The following is a 19,095-nucleotide window of genomic DNA, read 5'->3' as shown; positions in this document are numbered from 1 at the left end:
AATGTACAACATTTGGGACCTAATTCAGCTCATTTTCCAATAAATGGACCAAATTGTTGTACGAAATACAACTTCAGCTAGCAAAATAGCCATTAGAGGCGGAATTTGTTGTACGAAATGCAACAATCGCAACCAAGCCACGGAAAACCATCTAAATTTACAAAGTAGTTAAACAATTTAAAACCGAGATTGGGAGTACCCTTCGCATCTATCCATGTCTTTACGCCGAAACGCTTGCAGAAGAAGCCTGGTAGCTAACCTCCGCCTTCACTTTACGCTCTTCTAATTGGGCTAGAATCGCATAGAACATGATCATGCCAACGAAGCCGCTAAGCGCGATAAGAGATGCCATCATCCATGAGGAGATCAATCCGCCAAGCATGACACCGAAACCACCTAAGAGCATGGCTCCTTTATACACCATTCCGAATAGTGCCATATAAGAGCTTCTTGCATGATCAGGTGCAATGTTACCAAGGTAGGCTTGTTTAATCGGTACATACATGAGTTCTCCAACCGTAGCAATGAACATCGAGACAAGCAGCAGCCATGGTTGATTGCTATAAGCCAAATAGCTGTACCCCAATATGTAACAAGTGTACCCAATGAACAGTACTTTGCTATCCGAGAACCTTCGCATCATAACCCCCATGAGGACGGAGAGTACAACGACAAGCACCGTATTTTCGGTACGGATGAAGCCTAACATTTTCAATCCGTCAATACGCCAAGATTGTTCATTCCATGGGAAGAATGGGATATTCACCATCTCCCTTTCCAGCCTTACACCCACGTAATTACCTAGATGAAACTCAACAGATACTAGCAGCAGTGAAGCCAGTGTGAAAATCATGAAGGTCTTATCACGCAGCACCATCCGATAATTGGCCCACATCGACGGACTTCCTTTGCGATTGCCACTACTCTCTCTAGCAGCTTGCGGTTGATACACTTCATCAATAAAGAAATAAGTCACGATCAGAGTGACCAAGCCAATGACGGACAAGCCAATGAACAGCTCAAACAAGTAAGATTTGAATAAGAAAGCTCCCGCAAGTCCTGCAATTGCAAAAGACAAATTGTTCATCCAGTACATGACGGCGTACATAAATTTACGTACATCCGGAGCTGTTACATCCAGCAGCATGGCCTCATTAGCAGGACCATGAATTCCCCAGAACATACTAACAAATATCATCAGAACAAAGGTCATTCCCGGAGATTCAAGCCAGGGCGAATTAGCCAGCGCCATTCCAACGAAGCAGAGCATCCAACCTAATTCTGCAGTGAGCATCAGCTTTTTGCGCCCAATTCGATCTGCATAGTAGCCGCCTATTATCCCCGCGATGACACCAGCAAGAATACCAAGAATTACGACTAGACCAGCACTTGTATCTCCTAATTTTCCGGAAAAATAAATCGACATGAAGGGAAGCACCATATTATTAGCGGTTCCGGATAAGAAGGAAAGCCCGATTCTTAGTTTGACATTACGATGAAAATCACGAAATCTCACGATATACCTCCGCGTATGCAAGCTGCTTTTGACAACGTTTTATTTTACCTTTGTTCAATAAATAGCGAAAAAAAATTACTTCTTTTCATTACTGCGCAAAAACATGCCCACGCCAACTAACAGTAAACAACCGGCTAACAATTGAATCGTTGTGATCGTTTCCCCAAGCAAGAAGTACGCTAATAGAGTGGCACCGAGCGGTTCCCCTAAGACGGTCATTGACACGGAAGAAGCCTTCATATATTTAAGCAGCCAATTAAATACATAATGACCAAATACCGTAGGAACAATCGCCAAAAGCAAGAATATCCCCCACTCTTTCGCTGGGTAAGCGGTGAATGATACCCCTGTGAACACATTGGTGACAGCAAGTACCAGCCCTGCAAACAAGAACACGAAGAAACTATAAACAAAAGCTGATATATGCTCTCTCAAACTTTTGCCTAAGAGCATATGTAAGGCTACAGCTAGCGTACCTACCAGAGATAACAAATCCCCTTTAAGCGCTTTACCGGAAAATTGAAAATCTCCCCATCCGATACAAACGGCACCCACAATAGCTATACACATGGCAATCAAGGCCGCCCGACTAGTCCGATGTCCATAAAGAAGAAACGCACCAAGCAGCACAAAAATGGGCTCTAACGTTAGAATAGCCGTCGAACTCGCTACTGTCGTAAAATGAAGGGAATCCATCCAAAATAAGAAATGCAAACCAAGCGATATACCGGATATGGCTGTTCTGAGCCAATCTCTTAGTCGAATTCTAGCAATCTCTTTCCTATAATTCCACAGAAAAGGCAGCATCAAGGCATTCGTCATGAGAAGACGGTACATCGCGATGACAGCTGCTGGCGCATCTGACCACCGAACAAAAATCGCTGAGAAGGAAATGGCAATAATGCCGATCAAAAGAAAAATGGAGATAGGTATTTTGGTTTTATTCATAGCATTCATGATGTGAAACTCCTTGAGATGTTATATCTTACAGTTGCCAAATAAGTATATAGGAGGAAGAAGGGCTTGCCAATCTTTTTTAAACTTTGTTCAATTATTTGTAAAATATATACAACATATAAAACGTATAAAAACCCTTAGATCACCTAAATGAATATAGGCAGTAACCAAGGGTTTCTATTTGCGTTAGGTTATAGGATTAATCTAAAACAGCTGTGATATGTTTGTTTGTAACGGACCAGTGAGATGTATTCCAGATGGATTCTTTATCTTTAAAATAAAGGATTTGCGGGGACGCGTGTTTGATTCCTAAATCCTCCGCAATTTGATTCGACACCGGACGTGATTCGATAACTTTCACTAAGAAATAATCCACATCCGCATTTGGTTTACCGGATAGGTATTCCTCATATTCATCAAGCGCGCTTGAACTTACCGGACATGTTGTGCTGTGCTTAAGAACGACAGCCGGTTTCTCGGAGGAGCGATTCAATACTTCCTGCCACTCTTCTACTGTAGTTAATTCTTTCCATGCTGACATATCAACATCTCCCTTCCTATCTAATTAATAATGATTATAAAGTAAGCTACAATCATATGCAAATCACACAACTCGCAACCCCATCTATCTTACTGGTATAATGAAATTGTAAATATTCCTAGGGAAGAACAGGAGGAACATATGCAATCACCACCCCCGATCTCAAGACGCTCTTTTCTCAAGAAAGGTACTGTGCTTGCAGGCTCTTTCATCGCTTCCGGAGGTTTACTTGGCAGTTATGCTAGTTTCTTGGAACCCAAATGGGTCGAGATTACGAGAATAACTCTCCCTTTTGAGCGACTCCCCAATGCCTTCCATGGTATTAAACTCTTACAATTCAGTGATATCCATATTGGTCATCACTTTGATCTTCAGGACTTAGAACGTGTCGTGAAACTCATTCAGAAAGAAAAAGCGGATCTACTTACTTTTACCGGCGATTTATTTGACGCAGATATTAGTGAAGATCCAGATTTAACCAGTCAATTACTGGGCAGCCTAGAAGCACCTTTGGGAAAATGGGCAGTACTTGGCAATCATGATAAGTGGATTGGGTATAACTACACGCTCCCGATCCTACATAACGGAGGCTTCCAATCTCTCGTTAACGCTTTTCAGACGATCACTTATAAAGGACAAACCATTCAGATCGCAGGCGTGGAAGATATGCTGACGGGTAAACCGGATATAACGAAAACCTTGCGCGGAGCAAATGCCCAAATATTTACCTTGCTGCTATCTCATTGCCCTGATTTCGCGGATAAGGTAACTGAAAACGCCATCGATTTGCAATTATCCGGCCATACACATGGCGGTCAGATACGGTTACCGGGAGTCGGAGCTGTCATCACGCCACCGCGCGGTAGAAATTATGTCATAGGGCTTAGTGAAGTGCCAAATTCTAAAATGCTTGTTTACACCAATCGCGGCATTGGAACAACGACACTCCCCTTTCGTCTGATGTGCAGGCCGGAGATCACCGTAATTACTTTGGAAAAGCGAAAACCCTGAGCGCCAAAAGCGTCTCAGGGTTTTATATTTACTATCTAACGTGTAAAAATTGGCGGAACAAGAAGACAGCCTTTAATTTTAATAGATCGTTTACTTTTTTGAAATCAACCTGTAAGAGATCGCTAATCTTCTCCAAGCGGTAAGTTACGGTATTCCTATGAATAAATAATTGCTTTGCCGCCTCGCTTACTTGACCATCATTACGAATGAACACCTCTAAAGTGCGAATCATTTCTTGTGAGTACTCGGCATCTTTTTCGAGTAAAGGGCGTAGAATTTTGGCACAGTAATCTTCCATCATAGTGGAAGACACGTTTTGGAAGAGATGCGCGAATTCGATGGTTTCATAATGAAGCACACGATCCGGCAGTCCAAGCTTGGACGCCATACGCTGCGTCTCCAAACATTCCATATAGGCTTCCCTTAATGCTGTTGGCTTTAATTTCATAGAGCTTGTATAGAAAGCCATTTCACCGGCTTCTTCGATACATCCTGAATCGCCTGCATATTTGGTCAGAAGCTGTGACAGTTCTTCCTCTGGAAAACCGTCTACTTGATTCGTTGAATAGACCGAGAACATCATATCCTTGAACACAAAATGGTGCCCGGTCAAACTGCTTGATTTCGGATGCGATTCCATATATTGTTTTAGGTTTTTAAGCATTCCTTGGGGCTGCTCCTCCACCAGTTTTTCCGGCTTATTTTTGCTAATCACACATTGATAAGCTCCGGTAAAGATCGATAAACCTCTAGCTTCCGCTTGTTCAATGAACTCCTCTAGAGATGTTCCTTTTTCTAAGTAGCGCAAGAGATTGTTTTGTAAATCGCGTTGAGCGGATGCTTCAACATGCGAGCGGAATGTATAACACATATGGAAGGTCAGGATATCTGCTGCTTGCTGGAATAAGCCTTCCTCCACGTTTGCGAGCAGAACCGCATCCGGTATAATCAACAAATGTCCAAGAGGCTCATCGTCTTGCTGATGCAGCCCTACACGATAAGCGCGCTCTTTACCTGCGTATACCCATCCTGATTTCCGTTTCCACGGCCAATTCTGGGATAGTTGATCGGGACTCCATGCGCTTGTGTTATATAAAATTTGTCCTCTAGCCCCCACTACCGCCATAGGATAACCAAGAATATCACTTATTAATTGGAACATGGAAAGCATATTATCCTGTTTCAATCCGAATTGCATCAGCTTCTTCTGTTTCTCAAGAACAGATTGCAGCAGCTGCGTATTGCGGCGATATTCTGCGTTAAACAGTGCATTCATTTGATCAGAGAACGTAAATTGAAAGGGCATCTCGATAATCGGAAAATGCAGCCGATCTGCTTCATCTGCAACAATCTGCGGCAGCTCCGACCAAAAACGCCCCAGCTTGATCCCTAACCCTGCAGCTCCACGATCATTTAATTTACGAAGTAAATTAACCGTTTCTTGCGGACTATCCTTCATCGCGAAAGCAGTGGTGAAGAGCATCTCACCTGATTTCGTCCAATCCGCGATATCAGGAGCGTCCATCACATTGACTGATTTGACGATGCGGGAATCACCTTGCTTGCCTGCTACTAGCTTCGCTTCCGTTAAAGGATATATGGATAATGCCTCACGAATGGTAAGATGCATTGTGCTTCCCCCTTAGTGCCTTTTAAATGATTATAGGATGACATTGCCATTTCAGTCAATGGATCTATGTTAACTTAAATGACATTAAAGTGAATTTTATGAACGTTTTATGACTTACACCTATTTTTATGTAAGATTATATAACATAAAAGGCGGAATCTAACGCTCACAACAAAGAGAGACATGCTTAGCACATGCCCCCCAATTTAATGAATAAACCCTCAAATCACTCGAAACGTTCCCGTTCCCATCGTACCCAAATTACCTTCACGGTCAACAACACGACCTTGCGTAGTTATCATTTTACGGGATTGATGAACCAGCTCAGCCGTCACCAACAAGCGGCCCTCATAAAGCGGAGCTACGAAATGAACATTTAAATTCGTCGTAACAACCTTATCCTCCGGTCTGGCCATCATCACAACAATCCCCATCGCATTGTCCAGTAAGGAAGATAGTACACCGCCATGCACGATCCCTATCGGGTTCAAGTGATGCGTTTTTGCTTCCAAAGCAATCGTGATGATGTTGTCCTGCATACTCACAAATTCACAGCCTAGAAAGCCCCAAAACGTAGGCTCCGCTGATGCTGCTAATTGCTGCAGTCTCTTATTTATTCGTTCGTTAGCATCATCCATAGGATTCCCTCCACTCTTCTTGTAAAGGGCTTCCCCCTAATTGTTAAACAGGAAGAGGCTATCAAACCGTCTTCTCTTCCTCTAGTAATTGCCTGCGCAGCACCTTTCCAATCATCGTCTTCGGCAGAGACTGGCGGAATTCGACTTTCCGAGGCACTTTGTAGGCAGCCAAACGCTCACGGCACCACAATTCTAGTTCCTTTTCCGTTAGCGTCATTCCCGGTCTCAGCACTACAAATGCTTTCACCGTTTCTCCCCGATATTCATCCGGTACGCCTGCAACAGCAGCCTCCAGAATGGCCGGGTGCTCGAAGAGAACCTCCTCAATGTCACGCGGATAAATATTGTAGCCTCCGGCTATGATTAAATCTTTCTTGCGATCAACAATCGAGAAGAACCCATCCTCGTCCATACGCCCCATGTCGCCCGTATATAACCAACCATTTCTGATGGTCATAGCCGTTTCGTGCTCGCGCAGCCAATACCCTTTCATCACTTGAGGTCCTTTAATGATCATTTCGCCAATTTCCCCAATCGGCAGCTCTTGACCTGAATCCGAATCAACAACTTTGGTAACTGTATCTGGAAAAGGGATACCAATGGAGCCTATTTTCCGAAAACCCCAAATAGGATTCGCATGCGTAACAGGGGATGCTTCAGTTAACCCATAGCCTTCGATTAATCTACCGCCTGTCAAAGCCTCGAAGCGCTCTTGTACCTCTAACGGGAGAGGCGCTGAACCGCTTACACAAACATTAATAGAGGAAATATCCACTTCCTTCACGCGCTTATGATTGATTAAGGCAATGTACATGGTTGGCGCACCTGGGAAAATCGTTGGCTTCAGCTTATGAATCGTGTCTAAAATCAGGTTGATATCAAACTTTGGAATGAGGATTAGCATCCCCGCCCTATACATGGATTGATTCAGCAAGACAGTCAAGCCAAAGACATGGAAGCAAGGGATAGCCCCCAAGAATCTTTCTTCACCTAACCGAATACGATAGCACCAATGACTTGTTTGGTACGTATTAGCAATCAAATTAGTGTGCGTCAGCATGACACCTTTGGATACCCCCGTCGTCCCTCCCGTGTATTGAAGAAGGGCAATATCCTCGTCTGCCTCCACATCTACACAAATCGGGGCGCGAGAAGCTGCTCGGAGCAGATATTTATAAGAATAGACACCATCCCCGTAAGTGACAGCAAGGTTTGCACCATCTTTTTTCATTTTAATCGGATATAAGACGTTTTTAGGAAAGGGCAAATAGTCCTTAATTGAAGTCACAATAACATGTTGAATCGGTGTTTTCCCTTTCGCTTTTTGCACACGATCAAACAGCAAATCCAACGTTACAATGACGGTTGCTCCGGAATCCGAGAGCTGGTGAACCAGCTCTCGCTCCACGTAGAGCGGATTCGTCATGACGACGATCCCGCCCATCATCAGGGTCCCGAAGTAGGCAATGATGGCCGAAGGACAATTCGGCAGCATAATCGACACCCGATCCCCCGGGCTAACGCCTAGCTCTTTTAATGCATTGGCAAAACGATAGGACGCTTCCAATACCTCCCGATAACGCAGCGTTTTCCCTAAGAAATACAAGGCCGGTCGGTCCGGAAACTTATGCGCGGAATCTACCAACAAACGTGCAAGATTATGCTTCGGGTACTCGTAAGTCGACGCCACTTCAGACGGATAATGGCGCAGCCAAGGCTTTGCCTCATTCATACAAAACCATCCCCTTCAGGTTCTTGACATCGATGACTATACGATGAATTTCTCACCCTGAATAACACGTGCGGCGATGTCGCGCTTCAGACCTACCGTATTCACACTGCTGCGTCTGGACAACTTTTTCAAAATAGACAATTGAGTCCGAAGAACATCTCCTTCTTCCATCGTACTGAGCGCTTCCTTCGCATATGCCTCAATTTTGTCAAAGGCTTCATGAACAAAAACCGTCGTGATTTGGATCGCATTCTTTGCCTTCTCTTCCCCTGCTTTTTCAATCAGCTTTTGCGTACGAAGAAGACCGCTTTCAGCAGCGAAAATTTGGATCATAATGTCTGCTAAATTACTTAAAACTTCCTGATTTTTTTCAAGGGCCATGCCATACTTCTGTACCGCAAGCCCACCGACCATAAGGAATACCTTCTTCGCCATCGAAACCAGATGCACCTCTTCGGCTAATGTGCCTTCAAACGTTTGCCCTGGAACAATAGAGAGCAGTTCAGCTTGCAGAGCTTGTGCTTTTTGCAGCAAAGGCAGTTCGCCCTTCATTGCTTTCTTCACTAATGTACCTGGAATGAGCAGGCGATTGATTTCATTCGTCCCTTCAAAAATTCGGTTAATGCGCGAATCCCGATAAATACGCTCCACTTTGTACTCTTGGATAAAACCGTAACCGCCATGAATTTGCAAGCCCTCATCCGCTACAAAATCCAAAACTTCAGACGCGAACACCTTATTAATGGAGCATTCCAGCGCGTATTCAGAAATCCCTTTCGATGAATGTTTACCGGCATCAGGGCTCGTATGATCAATGTCTTTGAGAATGGTATCGAACAAACCAGTCGTTCTATACACCATGCTCTCCAAAATATACGTTTGAATATTCATTTCCGCCAACTTTTTACCAATCAAAGGAAAACGTGAAATAGGCGTATTAAACTGTTGGCGAGTATTCGCATATTTCGAAGCTAATTCAATCGTCTCCTTGGAAGCACCCAGACAACCGGTAGCCAATTTGTAACGGCCAATATTCAGAATGTTAAAAGCAATCAGATGCCCCTTACCGATTTCACCCAATAAGTTCTCTACCGGCACACGGACATCTTCAAAATAAAGCGGACGCGTCGACGAACCTTTGATCCCCATCTTCTTCTCTTCCGGTCCCATCGTAAAGCCAGGATCACCTTTCTCCACGATAAAGGCCGTGAAATCAGTTCCATTGATTTTGGCATATACAATGAAAATATCAGCAAATCCGGCATTGGTGATATACAATTTGGATCCGTTTATTAGGTAATACTTTCCATCTTCAGACAAACGAGCTGTCGTTTTCGCCCCCAAAGCATCCGAGCCGGATGTTGGTTCCGTTAAACAGTAAGCCGCGATTTTCGCGCCTGTCGCAAGGTCGGGCAAATACTTCTTCTTCTGTTCCGTGGTACCAAAAAATACAATCGGCAGCGTGCCAATCCCGACATGCGCCCCAATGGACAAAGCAAAGGATGAAGCACGGGCGAGATTTTCACTAATCACAGTGGAACTTACTTTATCCAAACCTAGTCCGCCATAAATCTCAGGTACATCAGAGCCGAGTAATCCGAGATCACCCGCGCTGCGCATCAGCTTTACGGTTAAATCATAATCGAGCTTTTCCAAATGCTCATCATTCGGCATGACTTCCCCAGATACGAAATCACGCGTTGTTTCCGCAATCATGCGATGCTCTTCGGTAAAATCCTCCGGTGTCACAATATCATGAAAATCCGTATCCGAAATAACAAAACTACCGCCTACGACTTTCTCCGCCATGGTTCATCTCTCCTCTAAATTAATTGTACAAGGGTAAATATTAGGATTCACGAGAGCCTTTATTAACAGATATCACCGAAGTTGGTGACATTTCAGATAAAAGGAGTCCTAAGTAGAAGGCTCCGCATTTAACTGGAAATACCGGCGCTAAACATACACTATCCATCATAAAACAGATTTTAGCTGGAAAAACTACCGCAAAAACAAGCTGTTTTTGCGGTTTTCGAGAAATTGTCTGATATTACCAGGAATAATTCCAGTTAATTTCATAATTATGGAGGCAACACGCTAATTACAGGTAGTTTTTCCAGTTAATTAAAGGAATGGAGTTACATTTTCCTATACATATGATCAACTGTGTGAATCATTTCCCACTCTCAATCACGCGGGATGCACTTCAAATACTCCGGCAGCTCCCATCCCGCCGCCGATACACATGGACACTACACCATAGCCGCCGCCACGACGCTGCAGCTCATGAATTAAGCTCGTTGTCAGCTTCGCGCCCGTGCACCCGAGCGGATGTCCGAGGGCGATGGCGCCACCGTTTACATTCACCAAATCTTCATTCAAGCCTAGCTCGCGAATAATATGGACACATTGCGAAGCGAATGCTTCGTTGATTTCAAACAGATTCACTTGGTCTTGCGTGATGCCTGCCATCTGCAAAGCTTTCGGAATCGCCTTCACAGGCCCGACTCCCATAATTTCCGGCTCCACGCCAGACAGCGCGAAGGCCTTAAATGTCGCCAGCGGCTTCAGCCCGAGCGCTTCCGCGCGCTCGCGGCTCATCAGCACGGCCGCCGCTGCGCCGTCCGACGTCTGTGACGCGTTGCCCGCCGTCACAGAACCGCCCAAGCTGAACGCAGGCTTCAGCTTGGCAAGCCCTTCCACGGATGTATCGGGGCGAACGCCCTCATCCATGGCAAACTCGAACTTCCGCTCGAACGCTTTGCCGCGTTCGTCAACGCCCTTCACGCTCGTCTCTACCTTCACGATCTCGTCTACGAACTTGCCGGCTGCTATCGCTGCAGCCGCCTTCTGATGGCTCCGCGTTGCGAAGCCATCCTGCGCTTCGCGAGAGATGACGAAGCGCTGCGCGACTTCTTCGGCTGTGTGGCCCATGCCCATGTACACCTCGGGCATGCTCTCAACCAGCCCTGGATGCGGCGAGAGCTTGAAGCCCGTCATCGGGACGTGGCTCATGCTCTCAACGCCTCCGGCGATGATCACCTCCGCGTGGCCAAGCATAATGCGCTCCGCCGCATAAGCGATGGCTTGCAGCCCAGAGGAGCAAAAACGATTGACCGTGATCGCCGGCACGGTCACCGGGAAGCCCGCATACAACGACATCGTGCGGGCAAAGTTCAGCCCTTGCTCGCCTTCGGGCATCGCGCACCCGATGATGATGTCCTCGACATCTCCTTTGTCGAGTCCATGAGCGCGCCGTATAGCCTCTTCCAATACGGCTTTACCCAGATCCTCTGCTCTGGTTTGAGCGAAACTGCCTTTCTTCGCGCGACCGACTGCCGTGCGCGTTATCGATACAATGACTGCTTCTTTCATCGATTTCACCTCATTATGAGTAATAGGCATACACCATTCGGGGCTTTCTAATTAGAAAGGCAAGTTCTTCTCCCTTAGTTCCGCAGTGCTTTCCCTTTTGAAAGCATGTATTGCATGCGCTGCTGTGTTTTCAGCTCTCCACAAAGACTAAGGAAGGCTTCACGCTCTAGATCGAGCATATACTGCTCTGTGACTAATGTTCCTGCTGGCACATTACCTCCTGCAAGCACGTGCGCAAGCTTATTCGCGATCAATTGATCGTGCTCGCTGATATATCCGCCTTGGCGCATCGTATAGGCAGCAATTTGCATCACCGCTTTGCCGTTCTCGCCAACGACTCGGATTTTCTCTTGCACTGGAGGTGTGTATCCCGCTGCTTCCAAACGAAGAACCGCTTGCTTTGCTTCATAAATACGATGATCTGGATTCACAACGACCGTATCTCCAGCACGCATATAGCCAAGACGTTTCGTATCATGACCGCTCGTCGACACCTTTGCCATGGCCACCGTTTCAAAAATCGCATTGATCCACGGCTGAAGATCAACTTCCGGGTCGCGAACCTGTTGACTTGCTAAAAGTGCTAACTCCTTACATCCGCCCCCGGCAGGAATTAAGCCAACTCCCACCTCAACGAGTCCATAATACGTTTCCGCCGAGAAAATGATTTGGTCGGCCGGCATACAAGCCTCAACGCCACCACCAAGCGTCATCTTATGAGGCGCAGCAACAACTGGCTTTTCCAGCCTTTTGAGCTTCAGCATGGAGTTTTGGAATAAACGAATGATGCCGTCTACTTCATCCCACTCGCCATCCTGCGCTTCCATTAACAACAGCATCACGTTGGCACCGACACAGAAATTTTTGCCTTCGTTTGCGACAACCATCCCGCGATAATTGCTGCGTACTTCGTCCACGCTTTGCTGAATCATTGTGAGAATATCGGCCCCAATGGCATTGTTCGGCGAGTGAAACTCTAAGCAAGCAATCCCGTCACCAATGTCTATCAAGCTCGCGCCGCTATTAGAGCGGATGACTTTATTTTGCTGTTTTAAAGAGGCTAGCGAAATGAGTTCCGGTCTTGTTTCAACACCGCGAAACTCATTTTTCAGATAGTAAAAACTCTGGCCTCCCTTGTTCTCATAGAAGCTGTCGTGACCCGCGGCGATCCAAGCTTTTACCCACTCAGGCACCTTACTGCCTTCCGCTTCCATTCGTTCCACAGAACGTTTCAGCCCAATCGCATCCCACGTTTCGAAAGGACCGAGATCCCAGTTAAAGCCCCATTTGAGCGCATTATCAATCTCTACGATTGAATCTGAAATCTCATCTAATTTCTCTGCGGAGTAGAGGAGAACTGGCTTCAAAATGTTCCACGCCAGATCCGAATATCGATCTTTGGCGCCGAGTAAGGCCTTTAACTTCCCTACCGTACCTTTGGCCTGCTTCGAAGCTTCCAAAGAGCCTGAACTGATTTTGCGGTTTGCCGAATATTCCATGGTGTTTAAATCTAGGGATTGAATTTCTTTGCCAGCTTCGGACTTCACTTTTTTATAAAACCCTTGGCCCTGCTTCTCTCCGATCCAGCCTTTTTCTACCATCGTTTTTAAAATGGCCGGTGTATTGAAAACTTCCTTCTCCGCAGGGTCAGTCACAAGATCAAACACGTTATTAGCCACATGGACGAATGTATCCAGACCTACCAAGTCAAGCGTACGGAACGTCGCGCTCTTAGGGCGGCCCATTGCTGGACCCGTTACAGCGTCTACTTCTTCGACGGTATATCCATTTGCAAGCATTTCACGCAAAGTAACCAAAAGCCCATAAGTGCCAATTCGATTCCCGATAAAATTCGGCGTATCTTTCGCTTGAACAACACCTTTTCCAAGCTTCTTCTCACAAAAATCGGTCATAAAAGCAACAATTGCAGGGTCTGTCTGTTCATTTGGAATCACTTCCAATAATTTCATATAGCGAGGCGGATTAAAAAAATGAGTGCCAAGGAAATGCTTTTTAAACTCAGAGCTCGCGCTTTGGACCATGGCATTAATTGAAATGCCCGATGTATTCGAAGAAACAATGGTTCCTGGCTTCCAAACGGTTTCAATACGGCTAATGAGCTGCTGCTTCGCTTGCAAATTTTCCACAATAACTTCAATAATCCAATCCACGCTTCCAATTTTCGCTAAATCATCCTCCAGATTGCCTGGTGTAATACGTTCAGCGAAAACTTCACTATAAAGGGGAGCTGGGTTCGTCTTCTTGAGCTTATCCATCGCATTAAGAGCAAATCGATTCCGCACCTTAGGATGATCTAACGTAAGACCGGCAGCTACTTCTTGCGGCTGCAGCTGGTTAGGCACCATATCGAGCAGTAACACGGGAATGCCTACATTTGCCAAATGGGCAGCGATACCGGAGCCCATCACACCGGAGCCGATAACGGCCGCTGTACGAATCTTTGTCATATGGAAATTTCCTCCTACATGATTTTTTCAGTTTTCGCATCAACCTTGACAACCGCTCTCGACCATTAAGAACGAAGAAGTTGTTTCTAAGGCGTTCCAAACACAGACAAGGCAAGAATTTCAGCGATATCTCTCGCTTTAACCTGCTCCTCGACCTCCTTAAGCTTCGTTCCATCCTCCACCATCGTTAAGCAATAAGGACAGGCAGAACTGATAACGGTGGGTTTCACACTTAAAAGCTGTTCAGTGCGTGCTACGTTTACGCGTGTACCTGCGGTTTCTTCCATCCACATCATGCCGCCTCCGGCTCCGCAGCACATACTGTTCTCGCGAGAACGGTCTTGCTCAACCAACTCAACCCCTGGAATTGCTCGCAGTACGTTACGCGGCTCCTCATACACTTCGTTGTAGCGGCCTAGATAACAAGAATCGTGGTACGTAATGCGCTCTCTAACTTCATGTTGCGGCTTAAGACGCCCCTCTTTCACCCACAGATCCAACAGCTCGGTGTGATGGAATACGTCTGCCGTAAGGCCAAATTCGGGATATTCATTTTTGAATGTATGATACGTATGCGGGCACGTCGTTACGATTTTCTGGACCTTATACTTTTGAAAAGTCGCAATATTGTCCGCACACAGCTGTTGGAATAGAAATTCATTACCCATCCGGCGAGGTGTATCACCTGAATTCTTCTCCTCATTGCCCAAAATAGCAAAGGAGACGCCGGCTTCCTTCATCAATTTCACAAAAGAATGCGTTATCTTGCGGCTGCGATTATCGTACGCTCCCATAGAACCCAAGAAAAACAAGTACTCGAATTCCGGATTTTCCTTCACCGTACGCACGCCGAGTTCATCATCTGGATCTACTTCTTTGACCCATTTCACCCGATCATTCCGGCTTATTCCCCAAGGGTTTCCTTGTCTCTCGATGTTTTGTAAAGCACGTTGACCATCGTGAGGCATGATGCCTTGCGTCAGTACAAGATGTCGGCGCAGATCGATAATCTTATCCACATGCTCATTTCCTACAGGACATTGATCCTCACAATTACGGCAGGTTGTACAAGCCCACAGCTCTTCTTCCGTTATAACGCCGCCAATGAGCTCAACTTCAAGCGGGTTATGGGTACTTGGACTAGCGAAAGCAAAAGCTGGTACCCATGGTGATTTGGAGGTGATGGCTGCGCCTTTTTCCGTCAAATGATCACGAAGCTTCGTTATCAAATGCATCGGCGACAGCATCTTGCCAGTTGTATTCGCGGGACAAACATTCGTGCAGCGACCGCATTCCACACAAGAGTAGAAATCAAGCATTTGCTTCTGTGTGAAATCCTCGATTTTGCCTACACCGAACGACTCCGCCTCTTCATCCTCCAAATCTAGAGAAGCCAATTTACCTGTAGGCTCTGTGCGGCGAAGCAAGATATTGATAGGTGCTGTAATAATGTGAAAATGCTTCGACTGCGGTACATAGATCAGAAATGAAAGTAGGATCAGCAAATGCATCCACCAGCTTATATAGAAACCAACCGTTGCCGCTGTATGCGACATACCGCTAAAAGCTGCTGCGAACAGAGATGAAATAGGTGCAAATGCGGATGTCTCCATCCCTTCCTTTACCCGTTCAAACCCACCGCTGACGACGACAGATAGCATCAAGAAAAAAATGAAGAATATAACGATACTAGGCTTCCAACCGCGTTTCAGCCGTTTTAACTTTTCTACATAACGTCGATACGTCGCATATCCCATGGCCAGAAGAATCAGCGCTACCGTCACTTCCTGCATCAAAGTGAAATAATCGTAACCTGGTATCGGTAACCCATGGCCAATTAATCCCTTCAGAATGAGATCTAGCGCTCCAAGCTGCAAAATAATGAATCCATAAAATATCACAATGTGCATGATGCCGCTCTTCTTATCCTTCAATAGTTTGGTCTGGCCAAATACCTGAATCGCAAACTCTTTCAGCCGCGCCTTCGCTTCCGTTTTCAAATTCACAGACTTGCCAAGTCTAATGTACAAATACCGGTGATACACAACACGGACAAACAAGTACACCGCAAACCCCGTAACCGCAAGAAATAAAAGAAACTGAATGAGTGAACCGGTCATTGAGGACCCTCCCTAGCGTTTTGCGTTAGCAAAACTTTCTTCGTGAGCTTGTTCTGCGTTTCGTAAGACTTCGTGAGATTACGTAAGATTTCGTAAGTATGAGCTTAGCAAGTCCCCCTACTAATCCATCCAAAATCCACGCAAACTCGATTGTTTTGAGTGATTACCAGATAATAAGAGCCTTTAGAGACTGCTATTTCCTCATTTTCATTGGATTATACGGAAATAGGAGCCTCTAGGGACTCTTATTCCACTTGAATCACACCATCTTGCTCGAAATTCGGATGAATAAGAGCCTTTGGAGACTGCTATTTCCTCATTTTCATTGGATTCTATGGATTTAAGAGTCTTTAGGGACTCTTATTACACATGAATCAAATCTTCTTGCTCGTAATCCAGATAAATAAGAACCATACCATCCACCTTATGAAATCTGGAGCCCCACCCATCTCGAAAAGTAATCGCTTACATTCGCGTATCGTAAAAAAGCAAGTTCCATTTGACCCTATTTCCAGAGTTGAAAACTGCTTCATTGTGAAGTGTAAGCCGGCAAACCTTCCTACTTGCTTTAATAAGCTGAATAAGTCATTGACAAGGCGTACTGCGTATTTTATGATGAAATTACGAAAATGAATGAGTATTCATTCACCGATATTTGTATTCTAACACCGAGGTGATCTCCTTGACAAGTGGCAAAAAACCAGACAAGTATTACGCAATACTCGAAGGCGCTCTGAAAGTGTTTGCTGAGCATGGCTTTCACAAATCCCAAGTATCCCGAATCGCCAAGGAAGCTGGCGTGGCCGATGGCACCATCTATCTTTATTTCAAGAAGAAGGAGGATATTTTGACCAGCCTGTTTCAGGAGAAATTAGGCGAGCTTGTAGAGAAGCTCAATAATGGGCTGAATGACCAAATGACAGCTAGAGAAGCGCTGCACAAAGTATGTGAGATTCATTTCAGTGTACTGGAAGGGAATATTCATCTTGCTTACCTAACCCAAATCGAGCTTAGACAGAGTGATCTTGAGCTTCGCAAAGAGATTGGCCTTGCACTAAAGAGATATATTATCCTCATTGAAAATATATTAGAAAAAGGGAAGAAAGACGGCAGTTTCCGTCCTGATTTTGAAGTGAAGCTTGTGAGGCTTCTCATTTTTGGCGGCATGGACGAAGTCGTTACTTCTTGGCTTATTTCTGGGCAGAAGTATTCTTTAACCGCTCAAGTTGAACCTACCATTGATTTTTTCATGAAAGGCATCGAGTCTTAAGGTCTGTATAACATGTATATTCAGGAAGGAGCTTGACTATGGACATTTTTGTATTGTTGAAGCAAACGTTTGATACGGAGGAAAAAATCGTCCTGCATAATGGGGCCGTTCAAGAGGATGGCGTGAAATTCGTCATCAATCCTTACGATGAATATGCGGTTGAGCAAGCGATTCAAATTCGTGATGAGCTGGGCGGCAAGGTCACCCTGCTCTCCGTTGGTCCCGAACGTACCGCTGAAGCTTTACGCACTGCATTGGCGATGGGGGCTGATGAAGCTGTGCTTATCTCCGATGAGCGCATTAAAGGGGATGAGTTCGAGGTGGCTGAAATTTTGGCCAACTATTTGCGTGGACAGTCCGTCGATCTCCTATTGGGCGGCAATTTCTCTGTCGACAATGGAGCTGGGCAAGTCGCTATCCGGCTCTCCTCCCTCCTAGGCTTACCCCATGTTGCCTCTATTACGAAGTTGGAAATTTCCGGAGGAAAAGCGATTGCCCACCGCGATGCAGAAGGCGACGTCGAAGTGATCGAGGTACCTCTCCCTGCTCTGTTCACAGCTCAGCAAGGTTTGAACGAGCCGCGCTATCCTTCACTACCTGGGATTATGAAAGCTAAGAAAAAACCATTCCAGCACTTATCGCTTGATGATATAGAGGGCGCTGATTCTGCTGTCGCCAAAACAGAGCGCACGGAATTGACCTTGCCCCCTGAGCGTAAGGCAGGCCGCATTCTAAAGGGCGACCTTCCACAGCAAGTTACCCAACTCGTGCAAGCATTACGCAGCGAATCCAAAGTGATCTAAATAAGGGGAGGTTACATTTATGAGCAAAACATATCTCGTTGTTGCAGAAGCACGCGGCGGCAAGCTGCGTCAAGTATCCTTTGAAGCATTACGCGCAGCGCAGCTTTCTGCTGCTGATGGCGATGCCATCGCCGCCGTATTGATTGGCGGCGCAGGAAGCAAAACGCTTGCTGGTGAGCTTGCAGCTTATGGCGCAGACACCATCTATGTTGTCGAAGACAACCAGCTGGAGAGCTACAGCTCGGAAGCCTACTTGAGCGCTTTGCTGGCTGTCACGGATACCGTCCAGCCAGGCGCGCTCTACTTCGGCCATACGGCAGCTGGCCGAGATCTCGCACCGCTGGCCGCGGCGAAGCTCGCAGCTGGCCAGCTCTCTGACGTAACGGCTATCTCGCGCAGCGGGGATAGCGTGCAGTTCACGCGACCGCTTTACGCTGGCAAAGCCGTCGAAAAGAAAGCGTTTACCGACCCGAATGGCACATGGGTCGTTACGATAAGACCGAACAACATCGCAGCCTCCGAACCTGACGCATCGCGTCAAGCTGAGGTCATCGATGTTGCTTACCCCGCTCCCTCCCTGCGCAGCATCATTAGGGAGGTCGTCAAGAAAACGTCCGGCACCATCGACTTGGCAGAAGCCAAGATCGTTGTCTCCGGCGGACGGGGCGTGCGCAGCGCCGATGGTTTTCAGCCGCTCGAAGAGCTGGCTGCCGTCTTGGGCGGCGCTGTTGGGGCTTCCCGCGGAGCCTGCGACGCGGGCTACTGCGAGTACGCGATGCAAATCGGCCAGACCGGCAAGGTCGTGACGCCGGAGATCTACATCGCGTGCGGCATTAGCGGCGCCATCCAGCATCTTGCCGGGATGAGCTCTTCGCGCGTCATCATCGCCATCAACAAGGATGCTGAGGCGCCGATCTTTAAAGTCGCCGACTACGGCATCGTCGGCGATCTGTTCGAGGTCGTACCACTGTTGACCGAAGAATTCCGCCGTTTACTCCAGTAACTGCAACGATAACAGCCTGATTACAGATCAT

General features: G+C 46.4%; 14 protein-coding genes. 4 read left to right on the top strand and 10 right to left on the bottom strand.

The window, feature by feature from the left end; translation table 11 throughout:
• Positions 1–220: 220 nt before the first annotated feature.
• The 3 genes from GC098_RS26245 to ytxJ form a co-directional block, all read right to left on the bottom strand.
• The gene (locus tag GC098_RS26245; RefSeq protein ID WP_171646156.1) at positions 221–1,516 is read right to left on the bottom strand and encodes an MDR family MFS transporter; all 1,296 of its coding nucleotides are present in this window, start codon (positions 1,514–1,516) and stop codon (positions 221–223) included.
• A 75-nt stretch (positions 1,517–1,591) separates the two neighbouring features.
• On the bottom strand, positions 1,592–2,473 hold the full coding sequence (locus GC098_RS26240) for a DMT family transporter (protein WP_171646155.1): 882 nt from the start codon (positions 2,471–2,473) through the stop codon (positions 1,592–1,594).
• 199 nt (positions 2,474–2,672) lie between these two features.
• The gene (gene ytxJ, locus GC098_RS26235; RefSeq protein ID WP_171646154.1) at positions 2,673–3,014 is read right to left on the bottom strand and encodes a bacillithiol system redox-active protein YtxJ; all 342 of its coding nucleotides are present in this window, start codon (positions 3,012–3,014) and stop codon (positions 2,673–2,675) included.
• Positions 3,015–3,155: 141 nt separating this feature from the next.
• Between ytxJ and GC098_RS26230 the strand changes: the two genes are divergently transcribed.
• On the top strand, positions 3,156–4,025 hold the full coding sequence (locus GC098_RS26230) for a metallophosphoesterase (protein ID WP_171646153.1): 870 nt from the start codon (positions 3,156–3,158) through the stop codon (positions 4,023–4,025).
• A gap of 31 nt (positions 4,026–4,056) precedes the next feature.
• Here the strand turns inward: GC098_RS26230 and GC098_RS26225 are convergent, their stop codons facing one another.
• The 7 genes from GC098_RS26225 to GC098_RS26195 all read right to left on the bottom strand — a co-directional run bounded on the left by GC098_RS26225 (position 4,057) and on the right by GC098_RS26195 (position 15,988).
• The gene (locus GC098_RS26225; RefSeq protein ID WP_171646152.1) at positions 4,057–5,655 is read right to left on the bottom strand and encodes a PucR family transcriptional regulator; all 1,599 of its coding nucleotides are present in this window, start codon (positions 5,653–5,655) and stop codon (positions 4,057–4,059) included.
• A 221-nt stretch (positions 5,656–5,876) separates the two neighbouring features.
• Positions 5,877–6,293, bottom strand: coding sequence for a PaaI family thioesterase (locus GC098_RS26220; protein ID WP_171646151.1), 417 nt, complete (start codon positions 6,291–6,293; stop codon positions 5,877–5,879).
• A 61-nt stretch (positions 6,294–6,354) separates the two neighbouring features.
• On the bottom strand, positions 6,355–8,025 hold the full coding sequence (locus GC098_RS26215; RefSeq protein WP_171646150.1) for a long-chain-fatty-acid--CoA ligase: 1,671 nt from the start codon (positions 8,023–8,025) through the stop codon (positions 6,355–6,357).
• Between the two features lie 36 nt (positions 8,026–8,061).
• Positions 8,062–9,834: an acyl-CoA dehydrogenase FadE gene (locus GC098_RS26210; protein WP_171646149.1), complete on the bottom strand. Its 1,773-nt coding sequence runs from the start codon at positions 9,832–9,834 to the stop codon at positions 8,062–8,064.
• A 381-nt stretch (positions 9,835–10,215) separates the two neighbouring features.
• Positions 10,216–11,400 (bottom strand): acetyl-CoA C-acyltransferase, encoded by a 1,185-nt coding sequence (locus GC098_RS26205; protein ID WP_171646148.1) that lies wholly within the window; start codon positions 11,398–11,400, stop codon positions 10,216–10,218.
• A gap of 74 nt (positions 11,401–11,474) precedes the next feature.
• The gene (locus GC098_RS26200) at positions 11,475–13,868 is read right to left on the bottom strand and encodes a 3-hydroxyacyl-CoA dehydrogenase/enoyl-CoA hydratase family protein (RefSeq protein WP_171646147.1); all 2,394 of its coding nucleotides are present in this window, start codon (positions 13,866–13,868) and stop codon (positions 11,475–11,477) included.
• A gap of 86 nt (positions 13,869–13,954) precedes the next feature.
• Positions 13,955–15,988 carry a (Fe-S)-binding protein gene (locus GC098_RS26195; RefSeq protein WP_171646146.1) on the bottom strand — a complete coding sequence of 678 codons (2,034 nt, stop codon included), beginning with the start codon at positions 15,986–15,988 and terminating at the stop codon, positions 13,955–13,957.
• A gap of 682 nt (positions 15,989–16,670) precedes the next feature.
• On the opposite strand from GC098_RS26195, the gene fadR reads away from it, so the two are divergent.
• From fadR to GC098_RS26180, 3 genes are read left to right on the top strand one after another with little or no spacing between them, the layout of a single operon-like run.
• On the top strand, positions 16,671–17,258 hold the full coding sequence (gene fadR / locus GC098_RS26190) for a fatty acid metabolism transcriptional regulator FadR (RefSeq protein ID WP_171646145.1): 588 nt from the start codon (positions 16,671–16,673) through the stop codon (positions 17,256–17,258).
• Positions 17,259–17,296: 38 nt separating this feature from the next.
• Positions 17,297–18,061, top strand: a complete 765-nt coding sequence (locus GC098_RS26185; RefSeq protein WP_171646144.1) for an electron transfer flavoprotein subunit beta/FixA family protein — start codon at positions 17,297–17,299, stop codon at positions 18,059–18,061.
• Between the two features lie 19 nt (positions 18,062–18,080).
• Positions 18,081–19,064, top strand: coding sequence for an electron transfer flavoprotein subunit alpha/FixB family protein (locus tag GC098_RS26180; RefSeq protein WP_171646143.1), 984 nt, complete (start codon positions 18,081–18,083; stop codon positions 19,062–19,064).
• Positions 19,065–19,095: the final 31 nt, after the last annotated feature.

Origin of the sequence: Paenibacillus phytorum (assembly GCF_013141715.1) — a bacterium.
Classification (GTDB): Bacteria; Bacillota; Bacilli; order Paenibacillales; family NBRC-103111; genus Paenibacillus_E; species Paenibacillus_E phytorum.
This window is presented reverse-complemented; position numbering and strand designations above follow the sequence as displayed.